The sequence below is a fragment of the Actinoplanes sp. CA-131856 genome (genome assembly GCF_050956135.1).
Taxonomy (GTDB): domain Bacteria; phylum Actinomycetota; class Actinomycetes; order Mycobacteriales; family Micromonosporaceae; genus Actinoplanes.
The window spans coordinates 4,637,972-4,654,688 of the sequence record NZ_CP191849.1; the positions used below are offsets into that span (position 1 = coordinate 4,637,972).

Genomic DNA, 16,717 nt, shown 5'->3' on the forward strand with positions numbered 1-16,717 from the left:
AGGCAAGGGGGTCCGCATGCCCGTGCGACGGCAGGCGAGAGGCGAGCGCCGGATCGGCGACATCCTGGACGCGACGCTCGCACTGTTCGCCGAGGCCGGCTACGAGAAGACGTCGACCAACGCGATCGCCGCCCGCGCCGGCATGTCACCCGGTTCGCTCTACCAGTACTTCCCGAACAAGGACGCGATCGCCGAGGCCCTGTCGCAGCGCCTGCTCGAGGAGCTGCGAGCGGCCCACGCCGCCGCCTTCGACCAGGCGTCCGCCGCCGACCTGCCCCTTCCCGACCTGATCTCCCGCGTCGTCGACCCGCTGGTCGCCTTCAACGTCGCCAACCCCGGCGCCAAGGCCCTGTTCGGCAACACGGCGATGCCGGCCGCCCTGACCGCCACCGCCCGCCCGCTGCACGACGCCGTCACGGGCCGCGTGGCCACCCTGATCCGCGCCCGCTTCCCGTCCCTGCCCGACGCCGACGCAGCCCGGGCCGCCATGGTCAGCGTCCAGATCGTCGCCGCCCTGATGGGCCCGATCGTCGCCACCGACGGCGAGGAGCGCGCCGCCCTGGTCGCCGAGCTGAAACGCGCCCTGGTCGGCTACGTGGAGGGGCTCGCCTGAAGGAAGGCCCGCAGCTCGTCCAGGGCGGCGTCGAGCTCCTCGCCGGCGCGGGTGAAGTCGTCGCGGTCGTGACAAGTAGTCAGGGCCTTTTCCCAGGCCAGCATCATCAGGCCGCACTCCAGGCGTGAGCGTGGGGAGGTAGGCGGGCGGTCCAGACGTTCGCCCAGAGCCTCGGCCAGGGCGGTGACCCACAGGTCCTGCTGCTGCAAGTGGCGGCCGCGCAAGGCCGGCTCGTTGCGGTTGAGGCGCATCACCGTGGCCATCGTGGCCGGGTCGGCGGTGACCGAGTCGACGGCCACCTGGAAGGCCGCCCTCAACGCCTGCGCGGGGGACTCCGCGGTGGGGCGTTTTCGCAATGCGGCGGCGATCGAGGGGCCCACGGCCTCGATCGGCTGGAGGACCGCGTCCTCCTTCGTGGGGAAGTAGCGGAAGAACGTCCGTTCCGTCACCCCGACGCTGGCCGCTATGGCGCTGGCCGTCGTCGCGGCGAAACCCACCTCGTCGATCGAGCGCAGGGCGGCGGCCGTCAGCTCGGAGCGGATCGCCTCGCGCATGCGAGCTCGGACACCTTGGGGCTTCGGCGGTTCCACGCCGCCCATCCTAGCGCTACAGTCGGCCACTGACTCCGTGTCTGTCACTGACGCAGTTTTCGAGGAGGAGTGGACCATGACCGAGAAGATCACCATCGGGGACTACACCGTGACCGTGCTGCGGGACGGGTCCTCGTACCTGCCGCCGTCCTTCTACCCGGGCGCCGACTTCGGCCGCTTCCCTGGGCTGCTGGGGGAGAACGGCACGTACGAGATCCGGATCGGCGCCCACCTGGTCCAGGGGCCGGCCGGCACGTTCCTGATCGACGCCGGCGCCGGCGAGCTCGCCCTGCCGTTCCCGGCCGAGCTGGCCACCGAGCACAGCCCGTCCCACCTGGCGCTGGCCGGGAAGCTTCCCGCCGCCCTGGCCGAGGCCGGCGTCGCGCCCGAGGACGTCACCGCCGTCCTCCTCACGCACCTGCACCTCGACCACGTCGGCTGGATCATGAAGGACGGCGTCCCGTTCTTTCCGAACGCTCTCGTCCACTACGGCGCCGAGGACTGGGCGCTGCTGGACGGCGACGAACCCACGCGGGAGATCATGGAGGCCGCGGCCAAGGCGGGCATCCTGCGTCCCTACGGCACCGAGGACCTGCCCGGCGTGCGGGTCATGCCGGTGCCGGGGCACACGCCGGGGCACGTGGTCATCGAGCTGGCCTCCGGTGGGCGGCGGCTGTGGTTCACCGGTGACCTGCTCCAGTTCCCCGCTCAGCTGACCGACCGGGACATCCACTTCGCGACCGACACCGATCGTGAGCTGGCCACCGCCGAAAGGGTTCGGCTCTTCGCCGAGGCCGAGGAGCAGGGGATTGTCATCGCCCCGGCGCACCTGGGCGATCCGTCGTTCCGGCGGATCGCCCCCGGCGGCGGGTGGGTTCAGGCGCGGTAGGTGGCGCTGTCGAAGTCGGCGTACGCGCCCTCGGCGCCCAGGTCCTGCACCCACAGGCCGGTGAAGGCGCCGGTGAAGCCCCAGGCCGACGGCTCGCCGTCGACCACGTGGGCCGCGTACTCGTCCGAGAGGGTGGTCGCGTCCAGGGCCGGACCCGCGTCGGTCCAGCTCGCGGCCGGGCCGGGCTCACGGGCGTACGAGAAACGCAAGTGGGGACCCTCGAAGCGCAGGCGAAGTCCGATCCGATCGGCCGTCAAGGCCGAGCGGACGCCCGGCACCACCGCCACGCGGCCCGAGTCGCAGGACAGGAGGTCGACCACCGGCGTGCCGTCGTCGTCGGCCGTGACGTGCAGGAAGTACCAGTTGCGGGTGTTGTAGTAGGCGGTGATGCCGGCCAGCTGGCGGTAGTTGCGCGGGGTGAACTCCATGGTCGCCTCGAACGTGCAGTGCGCGGCGACGACGCGGCGGGCGACCAGGCTCGGGCGCTGCCGGCCCATGGGGGACTGGCCGCCGCGGACGCGCAGGAACGACGGGCGCGAGGCCAGGTCGACCCAGTCCGGCGCGGCCGGGCGGCGCAGCGTCGACCAGTTCACGCCGAGGGCCGGCTCGTCGAAGTCGTCGTGCTCGTTCTCCTCGGAAGAGACCGGGCGCACCTCGGCCACGGAGACCCCGCGCGGGGCCGGAAGCGAGTCGGCCGGCACGCCGTCGGTGATGCGCGGCCAGCCGTTGGCGGTCCAGGTGACCTCCTGGATCGCCGTCTCGCGGCCCAGCACGCAGCGGCCGAGCGGCGTGTAGGGGCGGGCCACCAGGTGGGCCAGGTACCACTGGCCGGCGGGTGTCCGCACGAGGCTTCCGTGTCCCGCTTTCTGCAAGGTGAGCGACGGGCGGCCGTACGAGGTCAGCAATGGTCCTGAGGGGTCGGCGAGGTAAGGGCCGAGCAGGTGGCTGGAGCGGGCGACCGTGACCTGATGCTCCCAACTGGTGCCGCCCTCCGCGGTGACCAGGTAGTACCAGCCGTCCTTGCGGTAGAGGTTGGGCGCCTCGGTGAGGGCGGCCCCGGTGCCCTGGAAGATCGTGTGCTCGGCGCCGACGAGGCGGCGGGCCTCCCGGTCGTACTGCTGGAGGGAGATGCCGGCGAAGCGGTTCCGGCCGGGCCGCCAGTCGGCGACCATCGACAGCATCCAGGTCGTGCCGTCGTCGTCGTGGAAGAGCGACGCGTCGAAGCCGCGGCCGTGCAGCGCCACCGGATCGGACCACGGCCCGGTCGGTGTCGGGCCGGTGACCAGATAGTTCTGCGGGTCCCAGTAACCACCCTCGAAGGTCGCCACGTCGGCGTAGAGCAGGTGGAACAGGCCGTCGTGATAGCTCAGGCTGGGCGCCCACACGCCGTTCGAGTCGCCGGCGCTGGTCAGGTCGAGCAGCCTCTTCTCGGTCAGGGCGCCGCCCATCGGCCGCCAGTCGACCAGGTTGGTGGAGTGGTGGATCCGCACGCCCGGGTACCACTCGAAGGTCGAGGTGGCGATGAAGTAGTCCGAGCCGACCCGCAGGATCGACGGGTCCGGATGGAAGCCGCTGAGAATCGGGTTCCGGATGGCCCGCCCCGTGATGGCACTCGTCGTCATCCTCGTAAGTTACGGACTCCGATGTAAGTTGCGGAAGTCCCTGCGGAAAGTCCTTGAGTTGTTCCAGAAAAGTCCGATCTAAAGTCCCGTGCGACGTGACCCTGTCCTGCTGGCCATGGCGGCCCTGACGCTGCTCGGTGGCGTGCTGTTCGCCGCCCTGCCGGACGGTGTGCCCCAGGTGACGGCGTTCTGGGGTCTCCAGGTGCCGTTCGACGCCCTGCTGGCGGTCGGCGCCTGGCGGCTCCGGCGGATCTCACCGGTCCGCTTCCGCCGGTTCTGGGCGATCATCGCGTTCGCCGGCGCCTGCTTCACCATCGGCGACTTCTCGCAGTTCATCACGTTCTCGTCCGACTCGATGAACGGCGGCACCGTGCAGACGGTGCTGTTCACGGTCGGCATGTGCAGCAACGTCGTCGCCTGCCTGATCTTCCCGCAGGGCCTCGAGAGCCGTCGCGACAAGAGCATCTTCTGGCTGGACGCGGCGACCGTGCTGGTCGGCGGCGGCGTCACCGCCTGGTGCTTCGCCTACAACACGGGCGACAACCAGTTCAACGCCGGCCTCACCGCGGCGCTGGTCGTGGTGGCCGCGTTCTGCGCGACCAAGGTGGCCCTCATCCCCGAGCCGCCGATGGCCCGGATCGCGGCCTGGCCGATGGTCGCCGCCTGCGGCCTCCAGGGCATCGCCACCTTCCTGCCCGGCGTCTTCCAGGACCCCCACAACCCCTGGGTTCTTGTCGTACGCCTCCTGCCGTCGGCCCTCATCGCGGCCGGCCCCCGCATCCAGGAGGTGCTGGTGCGCCGCGGCGGCTCCTCCCGCCGGGTCCACCGCCGCCCCTACAGCCTGTTGCCGTACGGGATGATCGCGCTCACCTTCGTCATCTTCTTCTCGATGATGCCGGTCCACGCGTCGTCCCAGCTCTGGGGCGCGGCCCTGGGCGTCGTCGTGGTGGCCTGCCTGGTCGCCGGCCGGCAGCTGGTGGCCTTCCACGACAACATGACACTGATCCGCCGCCTCGGCGAGCACGAGGTGCTGCTGCGCGAGCAGGCGTCGCTGGACGGCCTGACCAAGCTGGCCAACCGGATCACGTTCAACGAGCGGATGGCCGCGGTCGTCGAGAAGCAGGAGGCCTGCGTCCTGCTGATCGACCTGGACGACTTCAAGACGGTGAACGACACGATGGGCCACGCGGCCGGCGACGCCCTGCTGGTGGCCGTGGCCGAGCGGCTGCGCCGGTCGGTGCGCCGCGACGACCTGGTGGCCCGTCTCGGCGGTGACGAGTTCGCGGTGCTGCTGCCCGGTGCCGACGCCGGCATCGGGGGAGCCATTGCCGACGAGATCCAGCGGCTGCTCAACGAGGCGGTCGAGATCCAGTCCCACACGCTGTTCACCCGGGCCAGCATCGGCGTCGCCGCCGCGGCCGCCGGGCACGAGCCGTCGAGCCTGCTCAGCAACGCCGACATCGCCATGTACGAGGCCAAGGGCCGGGGCAAGAGCATGTGGGTGCGCTACACCGACGAGATGGGCGCCCGGATCAGCGCCGAGGCCGAGCTCATCCGCGAGATGCGCGAAGCCCTCGAGGGCGACCAGTTCGAGCTGGTCTACCAGCCGATCGTGCGCCTGACCGACCTGCGCACGACCGGGGTCGAGGCTCTTCTCCGGTGGAACCACCCCGTCCGCGGCCTGGTCTCGCCCGTCGAGTTCATCCCCGTCGCCGAGAAGACCGGCCTGATCGTGGGGATCGGCCGCTGGGTCCTGTGGCAGGCCTGCCGTCAGGGCGTGGCCTGGCTGCGCGCCAACCCCGAGGTGACGGGCATGTCAGTCGGGGTCAACGTGGCCGGCCGCCAGCTCAAGGAGCACGGCTTCGTGTCCGAGGTGGCCCGGGCGCTGGGTGAGACCGGCATGCCCCCGAGCTGCCTGACCATCGAGGTGACGGAGACGGCGGTCCTGGACGACCAGGAGTCGCTGGACGCCCTGCTGGCGCTGCGGGCGCTCGGCGTGAAGCTGGCCCTGGACGACTTCGGCACCGCGGCGTCGTCGCTGGGCCTGCTGCTGACCACCCCGGTGACGACCCTGAAGCTGGACCGCTCCTTCGTCGAGTCCATCACCACGGTCGGCCGCCAGTCGGCCGTGGCGACGGCGGTGAGCCAGATGGCGGGCGCGCTGGAGCTGTCGTCGGTGGCCGAGGGCATCGAGACCACCGAGCAGCGGGACCTGCTGCTGGCCCTCGGCTACGAGTACGGCCAGGGCTACCTGTTCTCCCGCCCGGTGCCGGCCGCCCGCATCAGCGAGATCATCGGCGCCCCCGCGTGGGTGCCCGGCGCCACGATCACGGGTTGACGCCTATCATTTCGCCATGGCGCGGCGGCTGATCTCCGGTCTGTTCGCCGTGGCCGCCGTCCTGGTGATGGCCGTCCCCGCGCGCCCGGCCGCCTCGGCGATGGACCGCCTGGCCGGCCCGCCCGCGGCCGCCGACCTGCACGTGATGACGTTCAACCTGCGCTTCGCCGACGACACGTGGGTGCGGAGGCGGCCCGTCATGCGCGCCCTCCTGACGACCGAGCGTCCCGACCTCATCGGCACCCAGGAGGGCCTGGTCGAGCAACTGGGCGACATCAGGGACGACCTGGCCGGCGCCTACGACTACATAGGACAGGGCCGCCAGGGCGGCGCCACCGGCGAGTTCATGGCCATCTTCTATCGCAAGGACAGGCTGACCCCGCAGACGTACGGCCATTTCTGGCTCTCCGACACTCCGCAGGTTCCAGGCTCGGAGACGTGGGGCGGCTTCGCGATCCGGATGGTCACGTGGGCCAGGTTCCTGGACAAGACGACCGGCACGAGCTTCTACGCCGTGAACACCCACCTGGACAATCTGAGCGAGTACGCCCGCGACCGCGGCGCGCACCTGATCCGCGACCGGTTGGCCGCGATGGACCTGCCCATAGTCCTGACCGGTGACTTCAACACAGCCGCACGACCGGGCAGCCCGGTGTACGACCTCATGGTCACCCGGGCCGGCTACCGGGACGCCTGGGCCGAGCCCCGAAAACGCGGCCCGGCGTACGGAACGTTCCACGCCTACCGCCCCCTCGTCCCGGACGGCCCACGGATCGACTGGGTGCTGACCACGCCCGGCGTCACGGTCTCGGCCGCGCTGATCAACCGCTATCACGGCGGCACCCAGTATCCGAGCGACCACCTGCCGGTACAGGTCCGGCTGCGCCTGCCCGGGTGAGCCGCGTCAGAACCTGGCGAAATCATAGGTGAAGCGCAACATCTCCGTCGTGATGTCGACGTCCGGCGCCGTGACCACAATCGCCGAGGCGACGATTTTCTCCCGCACCTGCCGGGCCTGCGCCGATTTCCACTCCATGCGGTCCCGGCACGCGCTGAAGCCGCCGTCGATCTCGTCCGGATCGCAGTCGGTCAGTTTGATGTCGGTGCCGGTGCAATCGAAGTCGCCGGTGTCGATGAACCCGAATGCCATCCGCTGGAAGTCGTACGAGGCGTCGGTGGTGTTGTAAACATTGAGATAGGCGCCGTGTCGAGCGCCGCAGACGCCGGCCGCGCCGTCCGGTTCGAATCTGAGCGCGTCCTCGTGCTGGGCCATGGTCTTGCCGAACGGGTACGGCCATCCCCCGAGATGGGACGGTCGCAGTGTTGCTCCGTCCTTGAGGACCACGGTTATGGCAAGGACCTTCTCGTCGCCGTTCACTGCCGCATGGATGTATTCACTCTCGCGGTCGAATTGGGCGATGAAGCCGTCTTGGATCTTGTCCTCCTTGTCCGCCTCCTGACTCAGGAGTTGTTTGAATCGTGCGTACGTGCCGCCAGGCTCCAGCTTTTCCAGTATTTCCTCCTCGCCTGCGGTCTGACGCGGGGGAATTCTTTGTGGCCGGATCGTCAGAACGGCGACAAGAATGGCGATGGCGATCACCAGGATGGAGGTCAGCATCAGAGACATCAGTCGAACGGGATGGCCGACGACGATGTCACGCCCGGCGGTGAGGGCTACCGATATCGATGGGCTCGTGCCCTCGGGCTGCGGGCCGGGACGGCTGCCGGAGCGCGCCTGCCAGACGTCGAGGATCTGGATGGCCGCGGCGCCCAGCGCGAACATGGCCAACCCGGCGGCCCATCCCCAGGTGAACTTCTCCGAGACCTTGTTGGTCGCGATGCCGATCGCCACGGACAGCGCCACCAGGAGCGTCGAGGTGACGACCTTGATGGCCCGGCTGTCACCCGACGCGACCATCTTCCGCAACGACCACCTTCGATCGGTCGAAGGCGGTCTCTCCACACTGTCATCGTCGCCGCGCGCGCGACTCTTGCCAAGGGGCGTCACCGGCCTGCCTGGTGTTCCGCCGTCCGGTTCGCGAACCGGGCGATGGTGTCGCCCAGCTCTTCGAGGAACCGGCAGCCGGGCCCCGGCGGTGTCGCCCAGCATGCCGGCGCCGGTCCCCACCTCGACCTCGACATGGCCGGTTTCGGGGTGTGCAAGGTTATGCCCGACGGCGCCCTCGAACCGTAGCGGGCTTTCCATGCCGTGGCCGATCTGTACGTGAAGTCCTGACCACGCTGAGCTATTTTTGAAAGGCATGATCCTTTCTTTGCCCTCGATCTTCGAGGCGCGGGATAATGGTTCATGGCGCAGCTGGGGTTCTTTTCCAGGTCGGTAATTGCGGCGATGCGGGATTGGTCGGGGGTGCCCAGTCATTCGCCGGAGATGTTGGGTTTCCGGCGCGAAAGTGCGGAGCGGCGGCGCTGGGGCCTTAAACGACGCCATGCGTTCAAGTTGTGCCGGTTGCACGGTTGTTCGCGGGTGTGCGGGGAGTTGGGTCTGCACGATCCAACCGAGCGGATACCGCCTTTGATATGGGATGAGGAGGTCAGCTGGGTGCGGCGCCCGGGTCGCGGCGCGGTGACTGGTGGGCACCCAGAAGTCGCACCTGCCGGCAGTGCGGAGAAGCCGGTTGAGGTCGAGCCGGCGGCGCGGGTCGAGGTGCGTGCCGAGCCGGTGGCGCAGGTCGGGGTGGAAGTTCGGGCGGAGTCGGCGGTCCAGGAAGGCGCGGTAGTGCGTGCTGAGCCGGCCGGTCAGACCGCAGCCGTGGCTCGGGCGGATTCGGCGGTCCAGGTTGGGGTAGCTGTTCCGGCTGAGGGGATGATGCGGGCTGAGCCGGTGACATCGGCCGGGACGGATGGTGGTCGCCGTGCGGGCCGAGTCCGCCGGGCGGAGCGGATCCTCGCCTTGGCTTTTAGCCCTGGGTGGCGGTCGCGGGTCCAGAATCTGGCCTTCCCACATGGCCTGAGAAGTCGGCGAACCATTGCTGCGCCACCTCGCTGTGCCAGCTCGGCATGCGGAGGTGGCCAGTTGAATTCCGGCAATGGGGGCGTGTCTAATTCTTTGTTCCGATCAGCATTGACACCGCTACGGGTTCTTCGAAGGTTTCGGGTAATGCCGCGCGGAGCCGGACCTCGAAGTCTGCCCGCTCGTCCGGGGCGGGGAGCTGGTCGATGGAGAAAGCGGAGTATAGGCCGCCGATCAAGTGCTCGAAGTCGATGGTGTCGACGTAATGAAATTGGTTTTCGATACGAGCAGGCCGGCCTCGGTCAAAAGCCTCGCGTAATGCTGCTGACTGGCCTCGTCCGTGCCGCAGGCGTAGTCGACGGACTCTCCGAGCCAGCTCTCCAGGAAGCCGCGCAGAGCCTGGGACCACGCGGCGTCGTGCAACCATGCCGGGCTTCCGTTGGTCACCACCGCTACCGAGCCGCCCGGGCGGATGTGGGGGACCAGATCTGTGAACAGCGCCTCGGCTTTCATCCGATGCAGCGCCTGTCCGGCCGAGCATGGCGCCTACGGCCGGGACATCGACGTCGGCGCCGAGAATCCAGGTCACGTTCCGCGCCCGTGACAGCTGCCGTGCTCGGGCCAGCATCTCCGGCTCGGGGTCCATGCCGACGACCGCGCGGGTGCGCGAGGCGATCGGCAGCGTCAACTGACCTGTGCCGCAGCCCAGGTCCAGTACGAGGCCGGAATTGTCCAGTTTCACCGCTGCGGCCAGAGCGTCGACCACCGCAGGTGGATATCCCCGCCGGAAACGCTGGTAGTAGTCGACCACGTCGCCCTGAAAGCCCAAGCCCGATCCCGATCCCACGCCGGGGAGCTTGCCTGTGGCGGAGCGACGACGGCCAGCAGTTTCGCTCAGCGGTGACGGCTAGGCGAAGACGATGGTGTGGTTGTCGTGGCGGATCACCCGGTCCTCGCTGTGCCAGCGGACTGCTCGGGACAGGACCGCTCGCTCCACGTCGGCTCCTCGGCGCTGGAGGTCGGCCACCGTCTCGGCGTGGGTCACCCGTACCACGTCCTGCTCGATGATCGGGCCCTCGTCCAGGTCCTCGGTCACGTAGTGGGCCGTGGCGCCGATCAGCTTCACGCCCCGCTGCTTCGCCTTGGCGTACGGGCCCGCTCCGATGAACGCCGGCAGGAACGAATGGTGGATGTTGATGATCGGGACGGCCAGTTCCTTGATGAAACGGCCCGACAGGATCTGCATGTAGCGGGCCAGCACCACGAAGTCGACGTTGCCCCGGAGCAGCTGGAGGTGCTGGGCCTCGGCCACCGACTTGTCGGGGCCGGCAGGGGAGGGCACGTGGAAGAACGGGATGCCGAACGACCGCACCTCGTCCGCCGTGTCCGTGTGGTTCGAGATGACCATCGCGACGCTGACCGGCAGCTCGCCCCGGCGGTGGCGCCACAGCAGGTCGAGGAGGCAGTGGTCCTCCTTCGACGCGAAGATCGCCACGCGCTTGGGCCTGGACAGGTCGCGCAGCGTGAACTCGAGGTCGAAGCCGCGGTCCATCTCGGTGCGCAGGTCGTTCTCGATCTCCGGGAGGGCCGCCTTGAGGCCGTCCAGGCTGAACACCGTGCGCTGGAAGAACGCGCCGCCGTGCGGGTTGTCGGAGTACTGGTCCAGCGACACGATGTTCGCCCCGTGCTTGCTGAGCACCGAGCCGACGGCGGCCACGATGCCGGTGCGGTCGGCGCCGTGCACGATGAGGACAGCCTGGTCACGGGGGCTGTCGTCGCGCGGGCGGCGGCTGGCGAGGGGCGCGTCCTGGATGAGCGTCACTGAGCAATCCTTCCGATCCGATCGTGGCGAGGGTACGCAAAGATCCGCCCGCTGCGGTCGATTTGTGACCCACCCGGCCTGACTAAATCGAGCCAGCTCCGTAAGCTACACGCATGCCGGAGGCCCGCCGCGCGACCCTGAAGGACGTCGCGGCGGCCAGTGGCGTGTCCCGGGCCACGGTCAGCTTCGTTCTCAACGACACGCCGAACCAGACGATCTCCGAGGCCACGCGCGAGCGGGTGCTCCAGGCCGTACGAGATCTGGGTTATGTGCCTCACGGCATCGCCAAAGCCCTGCGTGAGGGTACGTCCCGGCTGGTCGTCCTCTTCGTCGAGCACGGCCTCGAGGGCAAATACTCGCGCAGCTACATCCGCGGCCTCGACGACGAGTTGACCGCACACGATCACGTCCTGCTGGTCCGCCAAGGCCAGGTCACCGAGGCTTCCCACAAGCAGATTCTCGATGTCGTACGCCCGAGAGCGGCGCTCCGGTTCGGTGAGGCCTACGGCGGCGGCCGCGACGACGGGCTGGCCGCGCACGCCGCCCAGCAGATCGGATATCTGGCCGGAAAAGGGCACACCCGCATCGCCCTGGCCCTGCCGGCGGACGCCCCGCTGCGCGAGGTGCGCCTGCGGTTCGCGGGGGAGGCGGCGGCCGAGCTGGGCCTGCCGCCGCTGCTGCCGCTGACCGACCTGTCGCTGCTGCGCGAGCTGGTCGCCGACGGCGTCACCGCCGTGGCCGGTCACGACGACGACATCGCCATGCGGGCGCTGGTGGCCGCCCGCGACCAGGGCCTGTCGGTGCCGGGTGACCTGGCCGTGATGGGCTTCGACGACACCGAGTACGGCGCGATGGTCACGCCGTCCCTGACGACTGTTCACATCGACGCCGAGGCCCATGGGCGCCTGACGGCCCGGACGTTGCTGAGCATGGGCACGGACGGCCTGAAGGCGACTCCCGCCCGCGTGATCGTGCGGGAGTCGGCCTGAGTCAGCTCTTCAGCAGCGCCGCCGCCAGCTCGCGGCCGTGATCGGTCCAGGGCGCCGGCCGCATGGTCGCCGATTCGAGGCGTACGTTGACACGCCGCCCCTCGGCGAACACGGTCTGCCCGTCCTCGGAGGTCACGCGAAATCCGTACTCGGCGCTGGTGGTGCCCATCCGGTCGAGCCAGAAATGGACGGCGATCTCACCGGTGCCGGTGATCGGGCGGTGGAACGTGATGGCGTACTCACGGACGACGTTGAAAGCGTCGGGCGTGGTCGGGCGGCCGTTGGTGAACGCGACGCCGCGCTCCTGCCACCAGATCACGATGGCCCGCTCGACCAGGACGGCGTAGCGGGAGTTGTGCAGCACGCCCATGGCGTCCAGGTCGTCGAAGTGCACGGGCAGGCGCACGACATCGCCGTACGTCTCGGTCAAGGTCGTCATAGCGGCTCCGGAAGGATCGTGGGGTCGGTGGCGACGGCACGCAGGTGGCTGAGCAGGGCCAGCCGCGCGTGCCGGAAGGTGTCGTCGGGGCCGAGCGTGGAAGCCTGCATGACGGCGCAGACCCCCAGCGACTCGATCAGGAAGGGAAGGCTCCCGGCCGCGTCCTCGCGGAGCTCGCCGATCTCGACGGCCTCGCCGGCGAGCCGGGTCAGGAAGGCCATCCAGTCGGCGAGCTGCACGCCGAGCCGGTCGCGGAGAACGCCGGGCCGGGCGTTGAACTCGAAGTTGGCGTTGGCGAAGAAACACCCGCCGGGCAGCACCCGCGCCTCGTAGAAGGCGAGCCGCCGATCGTGCAGCGCCCACAGCCGCCGCACGCCCTTGGGCGCGGCCAGCGCGGGCTTGATGACCTCGTCGGTCCACTGCGCGCGGGCGTGCTCGATGACGGCCAGTTGCAGCGCTTCCTTGGACCGCCAATGCGCGAACAGCCCCGACTTGCTCACCCCGAGCGCGTCGGCGACCTGGCTCAGCGACAGCCCGTCGAGCCCGTTCACGGTCGCGAGCCGCAGCGCCTGATCGAGCACGGCGGAGCGCGTGCGCTCGCCGCGAACCAGTCTGCCGTCCACCGTCATGCCGTCGACCCTACAAAACGACCGACCGTTCGTAAATATTTGTGGCTGGCCTATGGTGTGGTGTGCCTCTCGATTACGACGCCGAGCTGCAACGGCACACCGACGCCCTGCGCCGGCACTGGAACCTGCACCCCGGCGACCGTGTCCTGGACATCGGCTGCGGCATCGGCCAGACCACCCGCGAGGCCGCCCGCCTGGCCGCCTCCGCCCTGGGCATCGACGTCGCCATCACCTCTTCCGCCGAGGGCAACGTCGAATTCAAACGCGGAGACGCCCAGACGTACGCCTTCACGCCGCGCTCCTTCGACGTGGCGATCAGCCGCTTCGGCACGATGTTCTTCGCCGACCCGGAGGCCGCCTTCACGAACATCGCGCGGGCCCTGCGCCCCGCCGGCCGCCTGGCCATGCTGGTCTGGCAGTCAGCCGACCGCAACGAGTGGGACGTGACGATCCGCCGGGCCCTTTCCGTGCCCGTCGCACCCGAGCCGTTCTCCCTGTCCGACCCGGCGACGGTCCGCTCGATCCTGGAGGCCGCGGGCTTCACCGACGTGGCGTTCATCGACGTCCACGAGCCCGTCTACTACGGCCCCGACGTCGAGGCCGCCCTGACCTGGGTCAGCGGATTCTCATGCGCCCGGGCCGCCCTGGCCCACCCGGAGGCCGTCGAGCGGCTGCGTTCGCTGTTCGCCGCCTATCAGACGTCGGACGGCGTGTGGTTCGACGCGCGGGCGTGGATCGTCACGGCGCGCGAAAGTAGTCACGCAGCGACGTGATCTCAGCGATGAAGACCTCGGGATCACCGAGCAGGTAGCCGGACCGCCCCCGCCGGCGCCCGCTGCAGTTCGACGACCCCGCGTCCTCGGCGAACAGCTCCGCCACCGCGTCGGGGTCGCGGGAGATGGCACCTGCGGAGACGTACCGCCGAAAGAGCTCCTCATGCGACAACGAGGTCACCTCTTGAACACAGGCAGGTAGTAGGTCTGTGCGATCGTGCTGTTGCAGTCGAAGATCCACTGCTGAACGCCGCGTTCCCGGGAGACGTACGGCACGTCCAGGCACTTGAAGCCCTTCTTCTGCCCGTCGGAGAGCATGCTCAGGAACTGGTACTCGGCTCGCTCCGCGCTGCGATACCGCGGCATCCAGAGCTGGGCGTTGTTGCCGTCGCAGCGCCACTGCCAGACCTTCGTACGGCTGGCCGCGTTCCCCCATTGGACGTCCAGGCACTTGCCGCTGTGCTTGTTGACCCACACGTAGCAGGGCAGCTCGTGGATGCTGATGAACGGCGAGCAGAACTTCACGAACAGCGGCCGCCACTGCTGGTTGGCCGCCCCGTTGCAGGGCCATTGCACGACCGGGCCACCGTCCGCGGTGGAGAAGGCGTAGACGTCGAGACACATGTCGTTGGCCCGGGAGCGGATCTCGTAGTAGCCGTTGTCCCGGGGAATGACCCCCTGGGCCGCGCTGGGCACCGTCAGCACCGCCGCGACCAGCGCCAGCACCATTCCGAGCCGTTTGACGAATGCCACCATGGGTCCACCTCGCAGAGCAGTTCGGGCGGGTGCGCCAAGGCAATGTATGCCGTCGTCCGAACAGAACGGCATCCCCCGATCGTGGTCGCCGCACCGCCCCTGGAGCCGTCCGATCGGACGGTCCGTTCCGGGACGCCGAGGGGGCATAGAGTTCGGGGCATGGGACGAGGACTGGTGCCGTACCTCTGCTGCGCCGGCGCCGCGTCGGCCATCGACTTCTACACCTCGGTGTTCGGCGCGGTCGAAGTGCAGCGCTGGACGGCGGACGACGGCCGGATCGGGCACGCCGAGCTGACGGTGGGCGGCGAGACGCTGTTCCTGGCCGACGAGCACCCGGAGATCGGCGTGCGCGGACCACACAGCATCGGCGGGACTGCGGTGTCGTTCGTGCTCAGCGTTCCCGACGCCGACGACACCCTGAGCCGGGCCGTGCAGGCCGGCGCCACCGTCGACCGGCCGGTGACGGCGCAGGACGACGGGGCCCGGTCCGGCTGGATCATCGACCCGTTCGGGCACCGCTGGAACCTGCACACCCCGGGCCCGGACCTGCCCGCCGACCAGCTGCGCGACCGGGTCGGCGACCGTTACACGGTCACCGGCGGCGGGGCGTGATCCGGGAGCCGAGCGGTCAGCGCAGGGCGGCCAACTCGTCGATCCTGTGTGGGGCGCCGCCCAGGAAAGCGTCGAGCGGTATCGGGCCGAACGCGATGCTCAGCGACGTCAAGGTGTAGTGCCAGTCGCCCGTGCCGCACGCCGACGACGAGCGGTTGTTGAAGCGCCAGCGCACCCATTCGCCGCGCCTCAACGTCACCGACGGCCGATGCCGGCGCTGCGGGAAGCCGAAGCCGTCGGGCACTCGCACGCGGAGCACGTCGCCCGCCAGATGTAGTCCGAAGGCGCGCGGTGTCAACGGGCGGACTTCCGACCGGGGCTCGAAACAGTTCTCCTCGCGGACGTCGACGTCGTGGAACAGCGGTGGGCGTCCCGATGGCAGCGGGAACGCGGGCGGGACCGCGTTCCGGAGGGCGGCGTTCGGGAAACCACGGGAACGCTTGCTCCACAACGTGACGACGCGTTGCACGATGACGTCCATGGCATTGAGGATGCCGCCATGGACAAGCGATTTACGGACGGTAGGCGCGGATCGACGGCAGGGCGCGGCCGGTGAAGTCGAACTGGGTCAGGTTGTCGTTGGGGGCCTCGGCTCCGGGCTCCCAGCCCACACCGGGGATCCACTCCGGCTCCCAGGCCAGGAAACCCCGGCCCAGTGATCCCGGCACGGCCCGCAGGACCTGGCGGACGCGCTCGTAGAAGGCGGCCTGCCCGGCCGGTGTGGCTGGGAACTGGGCCAGGTCGGGCAGGGTGGCCGGGTCGGTGACGATGTTGCCCCGGCCGTCGCCGTCCGCCATCGTCCACGGGTAGGAGATCTCGGCCAGCAGGATCGGCTTGCCGTATCGGGCGGCCGAGTCGGCCAGGTTGGCCTCGAGGTCGGCGATCGAGCCGTGCCACATGGGGTAGTAGGACTGGCCGAGGATGTCGTACGGCACGCCGTAGGTGGCGATGTTGTCGAAGAACCAGCGGGTGTCGCCCATCTTGCCGCCGCGGTCGATGTGCAGCATGATCCGGACGCGGTTGCCGGCCGCCTCGCGGGCGCCGGCGATGGCCGACTTGAGCAGGTCGGTGAAGGCCGGCCACTGCTGGGTGCCGTCGGGCAGGTAGAGCTGGCCGGCCGGCCACAGGATGCCGTTGGTGATCTCGTTGCCGACCTGGAGGATGTCGACCGGCGTGCCCTGTCGCGCGAAGTCGCGCAGCAGGTCGCGGGTGTAGGAGCGGATCTTCCCGACGAGGCCGGGCAGGTCCCGCGGCCAGCTCGCCGGGATGGGCTGCTTGCCGGGGTCGGCCCAGAAGTCGCTGTAGTGCGGGTCCAGCACGATCTTGAGGCCGGCTCTCTTGGCGCGGCGGGCCAGGTAGAGAGCCCGGGCCTTGTCGCTGTAGCCGTCGGGCGGGTCGACCCAGACGCGCAGCCGCATGTGGGTGGCGCCCTCGCGGGCCAGGATCTGCTCGGCCGGGCGCACCCGCCCACTCAGGTCGCGGTAGCGCACGCCGGCCTCCTCCAGCTGGAGAAGGAACGACATGTCGGCCCCGCGGACGCTCAGCGCCGGTGAGGCCGCGGACGCGGCGCCCGGCGTGAGCGCGGCCAGGGCGACCCCACCGGCGCCGCCCAGGAGGGCACGGCGGCTGATTGATGACATCGAGAACCTCCAATGCTTGTGAGCGCTCACGGTG

General features: G+C 69.7%; 18 protein-coding genes. 7 read left to right on the forward strand and 11 right to left on the reverse strand.

Annotated elements, in window-relative coordinates; genetic code table 11:
* The first annotated feature begins 16 nt into the window (after positions 1–16).
* Positions 17–613 (forward strand): TetR/AcrR family transcriptional regulator, encoded by a 597-nt coding sequence (locus ACQP2X_RS21405; RefSeq protein ID WP_498699619.1) that lies wholly within the window; start codon positions 17–19, stop codon positions 611–613.
* On the opposite strand, the gene ACQP2X_RS21410 is transcribed toward ACQP2X_RS21405, so the two are convergent.
* Entirely contained in the window at positions 592–1,167 is a 576-nt protein-coding gene (locus tag ACQP2X_RS21410) for a TetR/AcrR family transcriptional regulator (protein WP_498699621.1), read from the reverse strand. The genes ACQP2X_RS21405 and ACQP2X_RS21410 overlap by 22 nt on opposite strands.
* A gap of 112 nt (positions 1,168–1,279) precedes the next feature.
* Between ACQP2X_RS21410 and ACQP2X_RS21415 the strand changes: the two genes are divergently transcribed.
* Positions 1,280–2,092, forward strand: a complete 813-nt coding sequence (locus tag ACQP2X_RS21415; RefSeq protein ID WP_498699623.1) for an MBL fold metallo-hydrolase — start codon at positions 1,280–1,282, stop codon at positions 2,090–2,092.
* On the opposite strand, the gene ACQP2X_RS21420 is transcribed toward ACQP2X_RS21415, so the two are convergent.
* A complete protein-coding gene (locus ACQP2X_RS21420; RefSeq protein WP_498699625.1) occupies positions 2,080–3,714 on the reverse strand; it encodes a glycoside hydrolase family 43 protein in 1,635 nt (544 codons plus the stop codon). The genes ACQP2X_RS21415 and ACQP2X_RS21420 overlap by 13 nt on opposite strands.
* A gap of 88 nt (positions 3,715–3,802) precedes the next feature.
* On the opposite strand from ACQP2X_RS21420, the gene ACQP2X_RS21425 reads away from it, so the two are divergent.
* Together ACQP2X_RS21425 and ACQP2X_RS21430 are read left to right on the forward strand one after the other, a co-directional pair.
* The gene (locus ACQP2X_RS21425) at positions 3,803–6,052 is read left to right on the forward strand and encodes a putative bifunctional diguanylate cyclase/phosphodiesterase (RefSeq protein ID WP_498699627.1); all 2,250 of its coding nucleotides are present in this window, start codon (positions 3,803–3,805) and stop codon (positions 6,050–6,052) included.
* Between the two features lie 16 nt (positions 6,053–6,068).
* A complete protein-coding gene (locus ACQP2X_RS21430) occupies positions 6,069–6,950 on the forward strand; it encodes an endonuclease/exonuclease/phosphatase family protein (RefSeq protein ID WP_498699628.1) in 882 nt (293 codons plus the stop codon).
* Between the two features lie 6 nt (positions 6,951–6,956).
* Here the strand turns inward: ACQP2X_RS21430 and ACQP2X_RS21435 are convergent, their stop codons facing one another.
* The 3 genes from ACQP2X_RS21435 to purU all read right to left on the reverse strand — a co-directional run bounded on the left by ACQP2X_RS21435 (position 6,957) and on the right by purU (position 10,845).
* Complete coding sequence (locus ACQP2X_RS21435; RefSeq protein ID WP_498699629.1) at positions 6,957–8,315, reverse strand: HPP family protein; 1,359 nt, start codon at positions 8,313–8,315, stop codon at positions 6,957–6,959.
* Between the two features lie 796 nt (positions 8,316–9,111).
* Positions 9,112–9,870: a class I SAM-dependent methyltransferase gene (locus ACQP2X_RS21440; RefSeq protein WP_498699631.1), complete on the reverse strand. Its 759-nt coding sequence runs from the start codon at positions 9,868–9,870 to the stop codon at positions 9,112–9,114.
* Between the two features lie 60 nt (positions 9,871–9,930).
* On the reverse strand, positions 9,931–10,845 hold the full coding sequence (purU, locus tag ACQP2X_RS21445) for a formyltetrahydrofolate deformylase (RefSeq protein ID WP_498699632.1): 915 nt from the start codon (positions 10,843–10,845) through the stop codon (positions 9,931–9,933).
* A 113-nt stretch (positions 10,846–10,958) separates the two neighbouring features.
* On the opposite strand from purU, the gene ACQP2X_RS21450 reads away from it, so the two are divergent.
* Entirely contained in the window at positions 10,959–11,834 is an 876-nt protein-coding gene (locus tag ACQP2X_RS21450) for a LacI family DNA-binding transcriptional regulator (RefSeq protein ID WP_498699634.1), read from the forward strand.
* 1 nt (position 11,835) lies between these two features.
* Here ACQP2X_RS21450 and ACQP2X_RS21455 read toward each other — a convergent pair whose 3' ends face one another.
* A complete protein-coding gene (locus ACQP2X_RS21455; RefSeq protein WP_498699635.1) occupies positions 11,836–12,273 on the reverse strand; it encodes an acyl-CoA thioesterase in 438 nt (145 codons plus the stop codon).
* On the reverse strand, positions 12,270–12,902 hold the full coding sequence (locus tag ACQP2X_RS21460) for a TetR/AcrR family transcriptional regulator (protein ID WP_498699636.1): 633 nt from the start codon (positions 12,900–12,902) through the stop codon (positions 12,270–12,272). Before ACQP2X_RS21460 ends, ACQP2X_RS21455 begins: the two co-directional genes overlap by 4 nt.
* Positions 12,903–12,964: 62 nt before the next feature.
* Between ACQP2X_RS21460 and ACQP2X_RS21465 the strand changes: the two genes are divergently transcribed.
* A complete protein-coding gene (locus ACQP2X_RS21465) occupies positions 12,965–13,675 on the forward strand; it encodes a class I SAM-dependent methyltransferase (protein ID WP_498699640.1) in 711 nt (236 codons plus the stop codon).
* Here ACQP2X_RS21465 and ACQP2X_RS21470 read toward each other — a convergent pair.
* Both ACQP2X_RS21470 and ACQP2X_RS21475 read right to left on the reverse strand, forming a co-directional pair.
* Entirely contained in the window at positions 13,641–13,847 is a 207-nt protein-coding gene (locus tag ACQP2X_RS21470; protein ID WP_498699642.1) for a hypothetical protein, read from the reverse strand. The genes ACQP2X_RS21465 and ACQP2X_RS21470 overlap by 35 nt on opposite strands.
* Before the next feature lie 5 nt (positions 13,848–13,852).
* On the reverse strand, positions 13,853–14,431 hold the full coding sequence (locus tag ACQP2X_RS21475) for an RICIN domain-containing protein (RefSeq protein ID WP_498699645.1): 579 nt from the start codon (positions 14,429–14,431) through the stop codon (positions 13,853–13,855).
* A 159-nt stretch (positions 14,432–14,590) separates the two neighbouring features.
* Between ACQP2X_RS21475 and ACQP2X_RS21480 the strand changes: the two genes are divergently transcribed.
* Positions 14,591–15,043 carry a VOC family protein gene (locus ACQP2X_RS21480; RefSeq protein ID WP_498699648.1) on the forward strand — a complete coding sequence of 151 codons (453 nt, stop codon included), beginning with the start codon at positions 14,591–14,593 and terminating at the stop codon, positions 15,041–15,043.
* A 16-nt stretch (positions 15,044–15,059) separates the two neighbouring features.
* On the opposite strand, the gene ACQP2X_RS21485 is transcribed toward ACQP2X_RS21480, so the two are convergent.
* Together ACQP2X_RS21485 and ACQP2X_RS21490 are read right to left on the reverse strand one after the other, a co-directional pair.
* Entirely contained in the window at positions 15,060–15,524 is a 465-nt protein-coding gene (locus tag ACQP2X_RS21485; RefSeq protein ID WP_498699649.1) for a hypothetical protein, read from the reverse strand.
* A 31-nt stretch (positions 15,525–15,555) separates the two neighbouring features.
* On the reverse strand, positions 15,556–16,683 hold the full coding sequence (locus ACQP2X_RS21490; RefSeq protein ID WP_498699652.1) for a glycoside hydrolase family 53 protein: 1,128 nt from the start codon (positions 16,681–16,683) through the stop codon (positions 15,556–15,558).
* Positions 16,684–16,717 lie beyond the last annotated feature (34 nt).